Source organism: Methylorubrum extorquens, from assembly GCF_024169925.1.
Taxonomy (GTDB): domain Bacteria; phylum Pseudomonadota; class Alphaproteobacteria; order Rhizobiales; family Beijerinckiaceae; genus Methylobacterium; species Methylobacterium extorquens_A.
In genome coordinates this window covers 506,067-519,701 of the sequence record NZ_JALJXF010000001.1, presented here as the reverse complement: position 1 = coordinate 519,701, position 13,635 = coordinate 506,067, and the positions used below count along the sequence as shown (strand labels likewise).

Genomic DNA, 13,635 nt, shown 5'->3' with positions numbered 1-13,635 from the left:
TTACCAAGCCATGCGGCCCTCGAAGCGCGCGGCGGACGCGATGCGCGACGTCACGCTGGAGCGGGCGGTCGCCCGCTACGCGGAAGGCTCCTGCCTCGTCACCTTCGGCAACACCCGTGTGCTCTGCACCGCCTCGCTGGAAGAGCGCGGCCCGCCGTGGCTGCGCGGTTCCGGCAAGGGCTGGGTCACCGCCGAGTATGCGATGCTGCCGCGTGCCACCCACGAGCGCACCCGCCGCGAGGTCAATTCCGGCAAGCCGTCGGGCCGCACGCAGGAAATCCAGCGGTTGATCGGCCGCTCCCTGCGCGCCGTCACCAACCTGCCGGCGCTCGGCGAGCGACAGATCACCGTCGATTGCGACGTGATCCAGGCCGACGGCGGCACCCGTACCGCCTCGATCACCGGTGCCTGGGTGGCCCTGCACGATTGCTTTGCCTGGATGCGCGCCCGCTCGATCATCTCGGTCGATCCCCTGAAGGACCATGTCGCGGCGGTCTCCTGCGGCATCTACAAGGGCCAGCCGGTGCTCGACCTCGACTACGCCGAGGATTCGGCGGCCGAGACGGACGCGAACTTCGTCGTCACCGGCAAGGGCGGCATCGTCGAGGTGCAAGGCACCGCCGAGATGGAGCCGTTCACGGACGAACAGTTCCTCGAATTGCTCCGGCTCGCCAAGGGCGGCGTCGCGGGGCTCGTCGAACTGCAGCGGAAGGCCATCGCGTGAGCACGCACCGCATCCTCTCGGGCAAGGTCGTCATCGCGACCCACAATGCCGGCAAGCTCGTGGAGATGCGCGAGCTGCTGGCCCCATTCGGGGTCGAGGCGGTGTCGGCCGGCGAACTCGGCCTGCCGGAGCCCGACGAGACCGGCACGATGTTCTCGGAGAACGCGGCGATCAAGGCGCACGCCGCCGCCAACGCCTCTGGCCTACCGGCCTTCGCCGACGATTCCGGCCTCTGCGTCGATGCGCTGGACGGCGCGCCGGGCCTGTTTTCCGCCCGCTGGGCCGGCCCGGACAAGGACTTTTCCGGCGCCATGGCCCGGATCGCGGCCGAAATCGACAAGCGTGGCGCCACGGACCGTCGCGCCCACTTCGTCTCGGCGCTCGTCCTGGCATGGCCCGACGGCCATACCGAGCTGTTCGAAGGCCGCGTCTTCGGCGATCTGGTGGCGCCGCGCGGCAGCCTCGGGTTCGGCTACGATCCGATGTTCCGGCCCGAGGGCATGGATCGCACCTTCGGCGAGATCTCGTCGGAGGAGAAGCACGGCGTCGATTGGCAGAGCGGTAACGCCCTTTCGCACCGGGCGCGGGCCTTCGTCGAGCTTGCAAAGGCGTGCCTGCGACGGCCAGGCTGAGCTTTCGCGTGGCGTTCGGCGTGCTTACATCACGCCAACAAGACGAGAAGCGCACCGTCCGCACCGCTTCGATCCCAATCGCAGCCTCATCCTGAGGCGCCGCGTGAGCGGACATTCCAGGATGAGGACGGTGGATAGGAGTCCCGAGAAGCGCGCGGATCACGGAAGTTTTGACAGGCCGATGCCCCCCGCGACACCGCCCGACCATCCGACCCGTGATGCGGGATTCGGCATCTACCTGCACTGGCCGTTCTGCGCCGCGAAGTGCCCCTATTGCGACTTCAACAGCCATGTCCGCCATGCGGGCGTGGACCAGCCGCGCTTCCTCGCCGCCTTCAAGCGAGAGATCACCCACGCTGCAGCACTCGCGCCGGGGCGGACGGTCACCAGCATCTTCCTCGGCGGCGGCACGCCCTCGCTGATGGCGCCGGATACGGTGGCGGGCCTGCTCGATGCCGTGGCCGGAGCCTGGAGCGTGGCGCCGGGCGCGGAGGTGACGCTGGAGGCCAACCCCACCAGCGTCGAGGCGACCCGCTTTCGCGGCTATCGCGCCGCCGGCGTCAACCGTGTTTCGCTCGGCGTTCAGGCGCTCGATGACGGCGACCTCAAGCGGCTCGGGCGGCTGCACAGCGTGGCGGAAGCGCTCGACGCCGTGCGCACCGCAGCGGCGCATTTCGAGCGCTTCTCCTTCGATCTGATTTACGCCCGACCGGAGCAGACACCGGAAGCCTGGGCGGCCGAGCTACGCCGGGCGATCGATTACGCCGCCGAACATCTCTCGCTCTATCAGCTCACCATCGAGCCCGGCACGCCGTTCTTCGGCCTTGCTCAGGCCGGACGGCTCGTGCCACCCGACGACGATGCCTCGCGCGCCCTCTACGACGTGACGCAGGAGATCTGCGGGCTTGCCGGCCTGCCGGCCTACGAGATCTCGAATCACGCACGTCCCGGCGCACAGTCGCGCCACAACCTGCTTTACTGGCGCTACGGCGAATATGCCGGCATCGGCCCCGGCGCCCATGGCCGCCTCGTCCTGCCGCAGGGACGCACCGGCACGCTCACCGAGAAGGCGCCCGAAGCCTGGCTCGGCCGCGTCGAGCGCGACGGCCACGGCATCATCGAGACGGAAACGCTGTCTGCCGAGGATCAGGGCGACGAGTACCTGATGATGGGGCTGCGGCTGACGGAGGGCATCGACCCGGCCCGCTACGCGACCCTGAAAGGGCGCCCGCTCAACGCCGGGCGCCTCGACGCGCTGGTGGCGGACGGCCTCGTCGCGCAACGCCCGGATGGCCGCATCGCCGCGACCGCCCGCGGCGCCCCGGTGCTCAACGCCGTGGTGGCGGAATTGGCGGGGTGATACGATTTTTCGCTCGATCAAAGCGGAGACCGTATCGGCAATCCCGCGCGGCACCTGAGCGAAGCCCAAATCCGTTATCCCGAAGGGATCGACGGGCCTCAGATCCCCGAGGGTCCGAGCACTTTCGGGGCCGGGCTCACCACATTCGCCGCGTTGTTGCGGATCTCATAGACTGCCAAGGTCCGCTCGCTGACGCCCTCGGGCAGAAAGCGGAAGGTGCCGTCGAGGCCGGAGAAGCCCGCCGGGTTGGTCAGGGTCGCGTCGGCGAAGCGCTGAGAGCCGTATTGGCGCACCAATGCGGCCGTGAGCGAGACCGCGTCGTAGCCGAGCGAGGCGGTGCGCGGCGGCATCGTCCCGAAGCGGGTCTGGTAGCGCTGGGCGAAAGAGGCGAAGCCAGCGGTGTCGGGCGCAGCGTAACGGCCGCCCTGGAAGGCCGCCTGCGACAGCACCCGCGGGTCGTTCCACAGGGCGAGCCCGAGGGGACGCACCCGCGCGGGTGAGAACCCGACCTTCGTCAGGGCGGGGGCGACGGCCATCAGGCCTTCGGCGGTGTCGGGCACGAACAGGGCATCGGCCTGGGCGCCGCTGCCCGCGATCACACCGCGCAGCCGGTCGACCGCCGGGCCGGGATTGCCGGCCGGGTAGCGCTCGATGCCGACGAGGCGGGCGCCGCGCCGGGCCACCGCCTCACGGAACTGCGCCTCGACGGCATTCCCGTACGTCGTCTCGGGGATCAGCGCGGCGAAGGAACGGCGACCGCCGGCACTCGCCTCGTCGACGATGCGGTCCACCTCCGATTGCGGCAGGAAGCTGATGAGGTAGACGCCGCGCGCGGCCACCGCCGCGTCGGTCGAGAACGCGATGACCGGCTTGCCCGCCCCGCGGGCGACGCCCCCGGCGGCCTGGACATTGGCGGCAAAGAGCGGACCGAGCACCATTTCGGCGCCCTCGGCGAAGGCCGCCTGCGTCGCCTCGCGTGCGCCCTCAGGCGTGCCGCGGTCGTCCTTCACGAGGATCTGGAGGCTCGGCTTCTGGAAATCGTCGTAGGCGAGTTCGGCAGCGTTGCGCAGGGCCGCGCCGACCGCCGCCCCCTGCCCGCTCAGCGGGACGATCAGAGCGACCTTCACCGTGCCTGCGCCGATGACATTGCCGGCCGTCGCGCTGGGGCCGGGTTCGGCCTCCGGCACCGCCCGAGCCACGGGCCGCGGTGCATCCGGTACGCCCAGGCAGCCTGCGAGCCCCATCGTGAGCCCGAGGCCGAGAAGCGCGGCACCCGCGCGGGCCGTCCACCGTCCGCCGCGTCGCGCCATCGCGACCCCCCCTGTCCGAGCGCAATTCAGGCTCACGATGCGGAGGGGCCTGCAAAAAGTAAATGTGAGGGCCTGCCTTTCCCCGGTCTTCAAAGGCGCGCGGGCATGGCATTGTCGCGGCGATGACACAGCGACTCGACAAGCGCCCCGAAGGGGCCCCCCGCAGCCCCGCGACCTTCACGGCCTTCGGCCTCGCCGCCGAAGCCGAGTCCCTGGCGCCGGGGCTCTACGTGGTGGCGACCCCCATCGGCAACCTGCGGGACGTCTCGTTCCGCGCGCTCGCAACACTCGCCGCCGCCGATGCCGTGCTCGCCGAGGACACCCGCGTCACCCGCACCCTGCTGATGCATTACGGGATTACCACACCGCTTCTCTCCTACCACGAGCATTCCAACGAGGCGGTGCGCGAGCGGATGGTGATGCGCCTGAAAGCCGGCGAGACCCTGGCGCTGGTCTCCGATGCCGGCACGCCGCTGGTCTCGGACCCAGGCTTCAAGCTGGTTCAGGCGGCGATTGCCGCCGGCATCCCGGTGACGCCGATCCCCGGCCCGTCCGCGGTGATGACCGCCATCGTCGCCGCCGGCCTGCCGACCGACCGGTTCTTCTTCGAGGGGTTCCTGCCCCAGAAATCGGGCGCCCGCCGCAACCGGCTGGAGGCGCTCGCCGGGATTCCCGGCACGCTGGTGGTGTTCGAATCCCCCCATCGCCTCCCCGAGATGCTGGCAGACGCCGCCGCCACCCTCGGGCCGGAGCGGCCGGCGGCGGTGGCCCGCGAATTGACCAAGCTCTATGAGACGATCCGCCGCGACAGCCTCGGCGGCCTGGCCGAGGCCTTCGCCCAGGAGGGCCCGCCCAAGGGCGAGGTGGTGGTCGTGATCGGCACCGCACCCGAGGACGCCGCCCCGCGCGAAGCCGATACGGGGCTCGACGCCCGGATCGAGGCGGCGCTCGCCCGCCACTCGATCAAGGATGCGGCGGCCCTCGTCGCCGACGAGACCGGCCAGCCCAAGCGCGTCGTCTATGCCCGCGCTCTGGCGCTCGCCCGCCGAGCGGACGATGAGACCTCCGCCTGATCCGGAGGCGCGGCGCCGCGCCACCCACGGACGCGGCCTCTCGGCCAAGGTTGGGCTCTTCTGGCGCTGGTGCTGAAAGGCTATCGGCCACTCGCCCGGCGCTTCGCGGCCGCGGGCGGGGAGATCGACCTGATCGTCCGGCGCGGGCGCACGATCGCCTTCGTCGAGGTCAAGGCCCGCGCGACGCTGGAAGCCGCCGCGACCGCCATCGACGCTCGCAAGCGGGCACGCCTATCGCGGGCGGCACGGGCTTGGCTCGCGCGTCATCCGCTTCCGGCCGATGCAACCCTGCGGGCGGATGCCGTTTTCGTGGCGCCGCGCCGCTGGCCGCGCCATCTGCCCAACGCGTTCGAGATCGAAGGTCTATGAGCGTCCGGCCCAGAGCCGAACGAGCCGTGTCAGCCCTCGGCGGCAGCGATGGCCGCGGCGAGGGTGCGTTTGAGGTCGGCTTGGCTGAACGGCTTCTGCACCACCAGCCGGTCGCGGAACGGCTCGCGGATGCCCGCGCCGCCATAACCGGTCGAGAACACGATGGGCAGGTTGCGCTCGGCGATGGCCTCGGCCACCGGGTAGATCGGCTCACCCGCGACGTTCACATCGAGGATGGCGACCGTGAAGCTCTCGCTTCGGGCCATCTCCAGGGCAGTCGCGAGCCGGGCCGCCGGCCCGACGATCTCACAGCCGAAATCGAGCAGCATATCCTCGAGAAGCATCGAGATCGCCGCTTCGTCCTCGACAACCAGCACCCGCGCGCCGGACAGACGATCCTCGTTCGAATCCACACTCACGCCGGGTCGTCTTCCCTATCGATTCGTTCCCGATCCGGAACGCTGTCTCGAGTCTGTCAGTCGCGCCTGGATTGTTTCGGAGGAAATCCCTCCAATACGCTTTCAGAGCGGATGAGCGACCCGGAAAGCACGACCCGGCACCGCGAGCCGTCGCCCGTAAAGCTGGGCGTGTCAAGCACCGCAAAGCCCCGCCCCCGCCATGCTGATCGGCCCGATGTTATTCCGCGCAACATTTCCGTCCCATTGTCGCACCCTGGCGGCGGCCCAGGCTCGGATCGGAGCCCGCTCAACCGTGAGTCGGCGTGGCCTTATCGCCGCCGCCGCGATGCTTCCGCTCCGAGCCCGTGCCGAGCCGGCTCGTCCGATCGTGATCGGCTCGAAGAGCGATACCGAGGGCGCGCTTCTGGGAAACCTGATTTTCTTGGTACTTGAGGGTCTTGGCCTGCGGGTGGAGCGCCGCCTCGGGCTCGGGCCGACGCTCATCGTCCGCTCGGCCCTGCTCGCCGGAGAGATCGACCTGTATCCCGAGTATACCGGCAACGTGGCCTTCTTCTCCGGCACCGAGACCGATCCCGCGTGGAAGACTGCCGCTGAAGCTTATGGCCTTGCCCTGCGGCTCGACGCCGCGCACGGGCTGGTCTGGCTCGGCCGGGCGCCGGCCAACAACACGTGGCTGATTGCAGTGCAGGGCCGCCTCGCCCGTGAGCGGGGGCTCGCCACCATGTCGGATTTCGCGGGCGCCGTCCGCGACGACCTGATCCGGCTTGCCGCCTCGACGGAGTTCGTAGAAAGCCCGGCCGCCCTGCCCTCCTTCGAATCCGCCTACGGCTTCTCCCTGCCGCTCTCGCGCATCGTCAGCCTGCCGGGCGGCGACACGGCGGTGACCGCCCGCGCTGCGGCGGAAGGCATCAGCGGAATCAATGCCGGCATGGTCTACGGCACGGATGGAGCGCTGGCCGCTCTTGATCTGGCCGTGATGAGCGATCCCAAGGGGGCGCAGATCGTCTACGAACCCGCCCCCGTGATCCGCGCCGCGACGCTCGAACGCCATCCGCAGATCCGCGACGCCCTCGACGCGATCTTCGCGCGTCTCGACGCCGATACGCTGCGGCGGCTCAACGCGGCGATCACAGTGGAGGGGCGCACCGCCGGGGCGGTAGCGAAAGCGTGGCTGGCCGAAGCGGCAAACCGCCCGTGACGGCCCGCCTCCTCGCCGGTCTCGCCGCGGCGGCCCTATTCCCGGCCATGTTCGCTTGGCTTCCCCTACTGCACCTCGCACCGAACCGGCTGGTGACCGGCGCGCCCATCGCTGCCTCGGCGGCGCTCGGCACCGGGCTCTGGCTCATCGCCGCCCTCGCTGCCGGGGGCCTCGGCTTGCTCGCGGCGGGCCGGGGAGGCAGGAGCGCCGGGCTCGCCGGGCTCGCCTGCCTCGGCGCCCTGGCTCTGCTGCTAACGGGGCTCGGCGCCGGCGCCGCGGACCTGACCGCCGGCCAGCCATTCGCGACGCGGGCACGCCTCGCCTCCGGCGCCTGGACCGGCGGGATCGCGCTCGTCTGCGCCCTGCCCTTCGCCGCGCGGCGCGCCCGCCTGCCCGGCGGCGGTGTCGTGGCGGGGGCTGCCGTCCTGGCGCTGATCGGGGGCCTGTGGAGCGCCGGTCGCCTCGACGCGCTCTCGCTCGTCGTCGAGGCGCGCGCCCGGTCCGATGCCCTTGGCGGTGCCATCCGCGATCATCTCGTCCTCGCCCTCGGCGCCCTGGTGCTGGCCGCGGGCCTCACCGGCGGGCTCGCGCTGTGGCGTCGCGGGCGCGGGGCGGTCGAACTCACGGTCAGCGGCTTGCAGGTCGTGCCGGCGGTCGCCTTGCTGGGCGGCCTCGTCGCCGCCCTCTCGGCGCTTCTCACGGCCGCTCCAGCCCTGCGTGGCTACGGCTTCTCAGCGCTCGGCACCGGGCCGGCCCTGATCGGCATCGCGGCCTACCTGCTCCTCCCGCTCTGGCGCGGGCTTCAAGCGGCGCGGCGCGCCACCGGTCCCGACCGCGTCGATGCCGCGCGGGCGCTGGGGCTCACGCCGGGCCAAATCCTGACGACCATCCGCCTGCCGCTCGGTGCCCCGGCCCTCATCGGCGGCCTGCGGGTCGCCACGGTCCAGGCGCTCGGTCTCGCGACCCTGGGGGCGCTGGTCGGAGCGGGCGGGCTCGGTACGCTCGTCTTCGACGGCATGGCGCAATTCGCGCCGGACCTGATCCTGCTCGGGGCTCTGCCCATCCTCGCGCTCTCCCTCGCCGCCGAGGGGGCGCTCGGCAGGTTGGAAGCGATCTTGCGCCGACGGTGGCCGCGATGAACCGGTTGGCCCCGGCCCTTGGACCGCTCGCGCTCGGTCTTGCGCTGGCCGCGGCGAGCCATCCGGCCTTGGCTGGTCTGATCGTCGCAAGCGGCCGGCCCCTGACCATCGGCCACATGGTCGAGTTGGCGTTGAACCACCTCACCCTGGCTGCGACCGGGCTCGTCCTGGTCGCCGCACTCGGAATCGGGCTCGGCCTGATCGCCACAAGGCCGCGCTTCGCGGCGCTCCGCACCGGCATCGACACGCTCGTTGCCTTCGCCCAGGCGGTGCCGCCGGTGGTCGTCGTCGCACTGGCCCTGCCGGTGCTCGGCTTCGGCGGGCCGCCGACCCTGCTGGCGCTCACCGCCTACGGCATCATGCCAACACTGCGTGGCACGGTCGGAGCGCTCGACGCCGTGACCGCCGAGGCTCGGGAATCGGCCCAGGCCGTCGGCCTCACCCCGGCGCAGATCCTCATCCACATCGAACTGCCGCTCGCCGCCGCGGGCCTCGTGGACACGTTGCGCACCGCGCTGATCCTCGCCGTCTCCGTCACCGCCGTCGGAGCGCTCGCCGGGGCCTCGACGCTGGGCACGCCGATCGTCGCCGGGCTCCAGAACCAGAACATCGCGGCGATGCTCCAGGGTGCGCTGGCAACCGCGGCGCTGGCCTTCCTCGGCGATGCGCTGCTGCTCGCGATCGGCGCCAGGGTACGGCCGCCCGGAGGACGAACGGCCGGTTGATCGAGCTTACTTGTCCAGAAACTCGACCTTCGCGCCCTTCTGGGTATGGCTCGCGAGGTCGCGCGCGTCCCAGTTCGTGAGGCGGATACAGCCGTGCGACTCGGTCTTGCCGACCTTCTCCGGCTCCGGCGTGCCGTGAATGCCGTAGGACGGAATCGACAGGTCGATCCAGACGAGGCCGACCGGGTTATTCGGGCCCGGATGGATCGAGAACTTCTTCGTCGCCTTGACGCCCTTGAAGCGGTATTTCGGGTTGTAGGTGTACCAGGGATCGAAGGCGACAGCCTTCACCTTCGCCGACCCATCCGGCGCCGGCTTCTCCGAACTGCCGATCGATGCGGGGTAATCCGCCGTCAGCTTGCCGTCCTCCGCAAAGGCGCGCACCCGCTTCGTGCGCTTGTCGACCTCGATGCGCGTAACTTTGGGGGCCACCGGCGCACCCTCGACCTTGCCCTCGCCCAGCGGCGGTACGGCCGCGACGACCAGCGTGCCGCCGGCCTTGTCGAGGGGCACGTTCGGGTTGAGGGCGGAGAGGAGGTCGCGCTGCATGTGGAAGCGCTCGGCCAGCATCTCTCGGGTATTGGTGTAGCGCATCGGCCCGACCTCGGCCTGCTCCTCCATCTTGGGCGGCATTTGCTCGACGAAGGGACCTTTCACGTCCTCCTCCGTGATCGTGTACTGCGTCACGACCGGCTCCTTGCCGGTCGCTTGAAGCCGGTCGAACACCTCGCGGGTCAGCTTGTCGCCCTCGGGCAACCCTTGCGCCGCAGCGAACGCTTTGAGTGCGCCGCGCAGATTCTCGCCGTCGCGCCCGTCTATGACACCGGGGGAGAAGCGGGCCCGGTCGAGCAGCACCTGCACCTTCACGAGCATCGGGTCGGGCTTCTTCTCCGCCTCCTTCTTCGCCTCGGCTTCCTTCTTGGATTTCTTCGCCGGCTTGGACGCCTTGTCAGGCTTGGCCTCTTCCGGGGTCTCTTGGAACGCCGCGTTCTCGATGGCCTCGCGGGTCAACTCGGGCGTTCCGGACTCGGCGGCCTGCGCGGCTGCCGACCACACACCGAGCGCCGCCAGCGCTCCTCGCATCCACACCCGTCCCATCGCCCGCCCGCGCTCCTCACATCAAGACGGAGAGGAAGCGATGGCCAAGCGCTACCGTTCCCGCGGCGAATGGCGCTTCGTCATACCAAATCCGGTCGATCCCCTCGGGATCGAGCATCGTCCCGATAGGTGGTTGCCGGCTTTCGGGAAAAAAAGGTGCAAAAACAAAATCCTAGCGCATCGTCCTCGATCCGGTAACCGGCACGTTGCGCTCGCGGATGTGGACGTCGCTCACGCGCCGCGCGGGCATGCCGATACGGGAAAGACGCCTACTGGCAGAGACGGTGCCCGGCCGCACGCTCGCGCATGTCGAGATGCAGGTGGTTGCCGTGGGCGGCGTCGCTGCCCGGCCCCAGCACCGTGCGGAAGAAGCCGCAGGCGCCGGCGCGCACGGATGCCAGAAACGCCGCCTCCGGCGTGCCATCCGGCGCGGCCGTCACCTTGAGGCTCGCGCGCTTGGTGAAACCGTACCCCATCACGTCGATGGCGTTGGCGAAGCTGTGCTCGCTGAGCTTGGCGTCGGTATCGTGATTCTGCCCGCGGCAGACATAGGTCCCGCCGAGCGCGAGACTCTTCAGGCCCTCGCCGAACTCCTTCTGAGCCGCGACCTGCACCTCCGTGGTCCAGCGCGCCAGCGCCTCCGCGGCCCGGCAGGTCAGGGTGGCCGCCGGCTCCAGTGCGACGCCGTCGGCGAGTGCCGTGATCGTAAGCGGATGCGGCGCGCTGCACTGGCCGTTGCCGAGCGGCGACGCCGCTTCGAAGCGCGCCCCGAGCCGCTCCAGCCGGCGCAGGCAGGCGGTGTCGTCGGGCGCCGAGACCTTGAGAGCGAGCGCCGCCTCGCCCGAAAGCTCCGGCGGCCGAGCGGGCGGCAGCGGCGCCTCCGGCAAGGCAGCAGGCGCGTCCTTCGTGTCGGTCGCGTTCTTCGTTTCCTTGGGCGGCTCGTCCGGCTTCGCCACGGCGCCCTTGTCCGGGCCGGTGGCAAGCTCCGGCGGGCGCTCCGGCGGCAGCGGTGTCACCTGCGGCGCGGGCGGCACGAGGTCATCCGGGCGCGCCGGCGGCTGGGGCGGCGGCAGCGGCACCGTCGCGGGAGGCGGCTTGGCCGGATCGGACCATGCCGGGCCCGGCGGAAGGGCCAGCCCGGCAGCGACGAGGCACGCCAGAAGGGAAGCGAGGGTGGAAGGCTTCATGCCGTGTGTGTCCCGCTTGCCCGGCCGCGAACCGTCCTCCCCTCATCCGCCGCCCGGCCGTCCCCAGCAAGGACGCGGCGGCCACGCCCGGCAAAAACGTGAAAGAACCAGGCGCGGGCCGCTGTCGCTTTGCGCCGCTCGGCCCACAAACCTATGCTCACCGCTTCACCGTCCGACGCGCCCGAAAGTTTTGCCCATGACCGCCGACACCGCACGCGACCTTTCTGAGGGTACGGAGCCCGGCCGTGGCGGTGCGGACGCCAACCCGTTCGACGTGTCGGACTGGGCGACCCCCTTCGGTCTTCCGGATTTCGCGGCGATCCGGCCCGAGCATTACGTGCCGGCCTTCGCACAGGCCCTGAAGGCGCATGAGGCCGAGATCGCGGCGATTGCGGGGAGCGAGGAACGACCGACCTTCGCCAACACGGTCGCGGCGATGGAGCGCGCGGGCGCAGCACTCGACCGCGTGGCCAACGTGTTCTTCAACCTCACCGGCAGCAACACCAGCCCCAAGCTTCAGGCCATCGAGCGGGCGGTCGCGCCGCAGCTCGCGCGGCATTCGAGCGCCATCACCCTGAATCCGCAGCTCTGGGCCCGGCTCTCGGCCGTTGAAGCCGATGCCGAAGAGTTAGGGACGGAAGAGCGCCGCGTGCTCGACCGCTACCGCAGCCGGTTCCGCCGGGCCGGCGCCGGCCTTGCCCCGGACGCCAAGGCCCGCATCGCCGAGATCGCGATCCGGCTGGCCGAACTCGGGACGCAATTCGCCCAGAACGTGCTCGCCGACGAGCGCGACTTCATCCTGCCGCTGAACGGCGAGGCGGATCTCGCCGGCCTGCCGCCCTTCCTGCGCGATGCCGCCGCGGAGGCCGCCAAAGAGCGCGGCGGCGGTAAGAGCCACGTCATCACCCTCTCGCGCTCGCTGATCGAGCCCTTCCTCGTCTTCTCGACCCGCCGCGACCTGCGGGCGCTGGCCTACGCGGCCTGGACCCACCGCGGCGAAAACGGCGGCGAGACCGACAACCGTGCCATCATCGCCGAGATCGTGCGCCTGCGGGCCGAACGCGCCCGGCTGCTCGGCTTCGACAGCTTCGCCCATCTCAAGCTCGACGACACCATGGCCGGCTCCCCCGACGCGGCGATGGAGCTTCTGCGCAACGTCTGGAAGCCGGCACTCCAGCGCGCGGCGGCCGAACGCGAAGGGCTCCAGGCCCTGGTTCGGGCCGACGGGCACGACTTCGCCCTCGAAGCGCATGACTGGCGGCACTATTCCGAAAAGCTGCGGCGGGCCGAGCACGACCTCGACGAATCCGAGATCAAGCCGTACCTGCCGCTGGAAGGCATGATCCGGGCGGCGTTCGACACCGCATCGAGGCTGTTCGGGCTCGCCTTCGAGGAGTTGCGCGACGTGCCGCGCTATCACCCGGACGTGCGCACCTGGCTTGTGCGCGACGCTGACGGCTCCGAGGTCGGCCTGTTCCTCGGCGATTACTTCGCGAGACCCTCGAAGCGCTCAGGTGCGTGGATGAGCGCCTTCCGCTCGCAGGAGCGGCTGAACGGCGACATCCGGCCGATCATCGTCAACGTGATGAACTTCGCCCGCGCCCCGCGGGGCGAGCCGACGCTGCTCTCCTTCGACGACGCCCGCACGCTGTTCCACGAATTCGGCCACGCCCTGCACGGGCTTCTTTCCGACGTCACCTATCCGCTGCTGTCCGGCACCGCGGTCTCGCGCGACTTCGTGGAACTGCCCTCGCAGCTCTACGAACACTGGCTGCAGCAGCCGGAGGTGCTGCGCACCCATGCCCGCCATGTGACCACCGGCGAGCCGATGCCCGATGCGCTGCTCGAACGTCTGCTCGCGGCGGCGAACTTCAACCAGGGCTTCGCGACGATCGAGTATGCGGCCTCGGCCATCGTCGACATGACGCTGCATCTCTCCGCGGCCGGAGAGGACGGGCTCGACGTCGTCGCGTTCGAGACGGACGCCCTGCGCCGTATCGCCATGCCGTCGGAGATCGCGGCGCGGCACCGTGCGCCGCACTTCGCGCACATCTTCTCCGGCGACGGTTATGCCGCCGGCTATTACAGCTATCTCTGGTCGGAGGTGCTCGACGCCGACGCCTTCGACGCCTTCCGCGAGGCGGGCGACATCTTCCATCCGGAGACGGCGCAGCGGCTGCGCCGCATGATCTACGGTGCGGGCAACCTGCGCGACGCGCGCGAGGCCTATACGGCGTTCCGGGGACGGCTGCCGAGCATCGAGCCGCTGCTGAAGAAGCGCGGGCTGGCGGCATAAAATCGTCTGAGAAGAACCCTCCCCCGCGAAAGGGGGTGGGTCATGATTAGACTAGAGCATGGTCCTGGATATCGAATCCAGGATCATGCTCGAGTCTATTGTTTT

General features: G+C 70.5%; 12 protein-coding genes and 1 pseudogene. 9 read left to right on the top strand and 4 right to left on the bottom strand.

The window, feature by feature from the left end:
* Window positions 1-10: 10 nt before the first annotated feature.
* The 3 genes from rph to hemW all read left to right on the top strand — a co-directional run bounded on the left by rph (window position 11) and on the right by hemW (window position 2,716).
* Window positions 11-724: a ribonuclease PH gene (rph, locus tag J2W78_RS02545; protein ID WP_003604865.1), complete on the top strand. Its 714-nt coding sequence runs from the start codon at window positions 11-13 to the stop codon at window positions 722-724.
* Window positions 721-1,356 (top strand): RdgB/HAM1 family non-canonical purine NTP pyrophosphatase, encoded by a 636-nt coding sequence (gene rdgB, locus J2W78_RS02540; protein WP_253367743.1) that lies wholly within the window; start codon window positions 721-723, stop codon window positions 1,354-1,356. Before rph ends, rdgB begins: the two co-directional genes overlap by 4 nt.
* 181 nt (window positions 1,357-1,537) lie before the next feature.
* Window positions 1,538-2,716 (top strand): radical SAM family heme chaperone HemW, encoded by a 1,179-nt coding sequence (gene hemW / locus J2W78_RS02535; protein ID WP_253367742.1) that lies wholly within the window; start codon window positions 1,538-1,540, stop codon window positions 2,714-2,716.
* Window positions 2,717-2,814: 98 nt separating this feature from the next.
* Here hemW and J2W78_RS02530 read toward each other — a convergent pair whose 3' ends face one another.
* Window positions 2,815-4,026 (bottom strand): penicillin-binding protein activator, encoded by a 1,212-nt coding sequence (locus J2W78_RS02530; protein WP_253367740.1) that lies wholly within the window; start codon window positions 4,024-4,026, stop codon window positions 2,815-2,817.
* 122 nt (window positions 4,027-4,148) lie between these two features.
* On the opposite strand from J2W78_RS02530, the gene rsmI reads away from it, so the two are divergent.
* Entirely contained in the window at window positions 4,149-5,099 is a 951-nt protein-coding gene (gene rsmI, locus J2W78_RS02525; protein WP_253367738.1) for a 16S rRNA (cytidine(1402)-2'-O)-methyltransferase, read from the top strand.
* Window positions 5,083-5,468: pseudogene (locus J2W78_RS02520) on the top strand (YraN family protein). The gene rsmI and the pseudogene J2W78_RS02520 overlap by 17 nt, the downstream one beginning before the upstream one ends.
* Before the next feature lie 29 nt (window positions 5,469-5,497).
* On the opposite strand, the gene J2W78_RS02515 reads toward J2W78_RS02520, so the two are convergent.
* Window positions 5,498-5,887, bottom strand: a complete 390-nt coding sequence (locus J2W78_RS02515; RefSeq protein WP_012779253.1) for a response regulator — start codon at window positions 5,885-5,887, stop codon at window positions 5,498-5,500.
* Window positions 5,888-6,179: 292 nt separating this feature from the next.
* Here J2W78_RS02515 and J2W78_RS02510 point away from each other — a divergent pair, with 292 nt between their 5' ends.
* Genes J2W78_RS02510 through J2W78_RS02500 form a run of 3 tightly spaced genes read left to right on the top strand, consistent with a single transcriptional unit; the run spans window position 6,180 to window position 8,949 of the window.
* Window positions 6,180-7,085 (top strand): ABC transporter substrate-binding protein, encoded by a 906-nt coding sequence (locus tag J2W78_RS02510; RefSeq protein ID WP_367399411.1) that lies wholly within the window; start codon window positions 6,180-6,182, stop codon window positions 7,083-7,085.
* A complete protein-coding gene (locus J2W78_RS02505) occupies window positions 7,082-8,224 on the top strand; it encodes an ABC transporter permease subunit (protein WP_253367736.1) in 1,143 nt (380 codons plus the stop codon). The genes J2W78_RS02510 and J2W78_RS02505 overlap by 4 nt, the downstream gene beginning before the upstream one ends.
* A complete protein-coding gene (locus tag J2W78_RS02500) occupies window positions 8,221-8,949 on the top strand; it encodes an ABC transporter permease (RefSeq protein ID WP_253367734.1) in 729 nt (242 codons plus the stop codon). Before J2W78_RS02505 ends, J2W78_RS02500 begins: the two co-directional genes overlap by 4 nt.
* Before the next feature lie 6 nt (window positions 8,950-8,955).
* On the opposite strand, the gene J2W78_RS02495 is transcribed toward J2W78_RS02500, so the two are convergent.
* Both J2W78_RS02495 and J2W78_RS02490 read right to left on the bottom strand, forming a co-directional pair.
* Window positions 8,956-10,047, bottom strand: coding sequence for a L,D-transpeptidase family protein (locus J2W78_RS02495; protein WP_253367732.1), 1,092 nt, complete (start codon window positions 10,045-10,047; stop codon window positions 8,956-8,958).
* 269 nt (window positions 10,048-10,316) lie between these two features.
* Window positions 10,317-11,234 (bottom strand): extensin-like domain-containing protein, encoded by a 918-nt coding sequence (locus J2W78_RS02490; RefSeq protein ID WP_253367731.1) that lies wholly within the window; start codon window positions 11,232-11,234, stop codon window positions 10,317-10,319.
* 196 nt (window positions 11,235-11,430) lie between these two features.
* Here J2W78_RS02490 and J2W78_RS02485 point away from each other — a divergent pair, with 196 nt between their 5' ends.
* Window positions 11,431-13,530, top strand: coding sequence for a M3 family metallopeptidase (locus J2W78_RS02485; protein ID WP_253367729.1), 2,100 nt, complete (start codon window positions 11,431-11,433; stop codon window positions 13,528-13,530).
* The last annotated feature ends 105 nt before the right edge of the window (window positions 13,531-13,635 follow it).

What these genes read in the sequence shown, in the direction of transcription:
- rph (WP_003604865.1), top strand. Translation starts at nt 11, where the DNA reads ATGCGGCCCTCGAAGCGCGCGGCGGACGCGATGCGCGACGTCACGCTG.
- hemW (WP_253367742.1), top strand. Translation starts at nt 1,538, where the DNA reads ATGCCCCCCGCGACACCGCCCGACCATCCGACCCGTGATGCGGGATTC.
- J2W78_RS02530 (WP_253367740.1), bottom strand. Translation starts at nt 4,026, where the DNA reads ATGGCGCGACGCGGCGGACGGTGGACGGCCCGCGCGGGTGCCGCGCTT.
- rsmI (WP_253367738.1), top strand. Translation starts at nt 4,149, where the DNA reads ATGACACAGCGACTCGACAAGCGCCCCGAAGGGGCCCCCCGCAGCCCC.
- J2W78_RS02500 (WP_253367734.1), top strand. Translation starts at nt 8,221, where the DNA reads ATGAACCGGTTGGCCCCGGCCCTTGGACCGCTCGCGCTCGGTCTTGCG.
- J2W78_RS02495 (WP_253367732.1), bottom strand. Translation starts at nt 10,047, where the DNA reads ATGGGACGGGTGTGGATGCGAGGAGCGCTGGCGGCGCTCGGTGTGTGG.
- J2W78_RS02490 (WP_253367731.1), bottom strand. Translation starts at nt 11,234, where the DNA reads ATGAAGCCTTCCACCCTCGCTTCCCTTCTGGCGTGCCTCGTCGCTGCC.
- J2W78_RS02485 (WP_253367729.1), top strand. Translation starts at nt 11,431, where the DNA reads ATGACCGCCGACACCGCACGCGACCTTTCTGAGGGTACGGAGCCCGGC.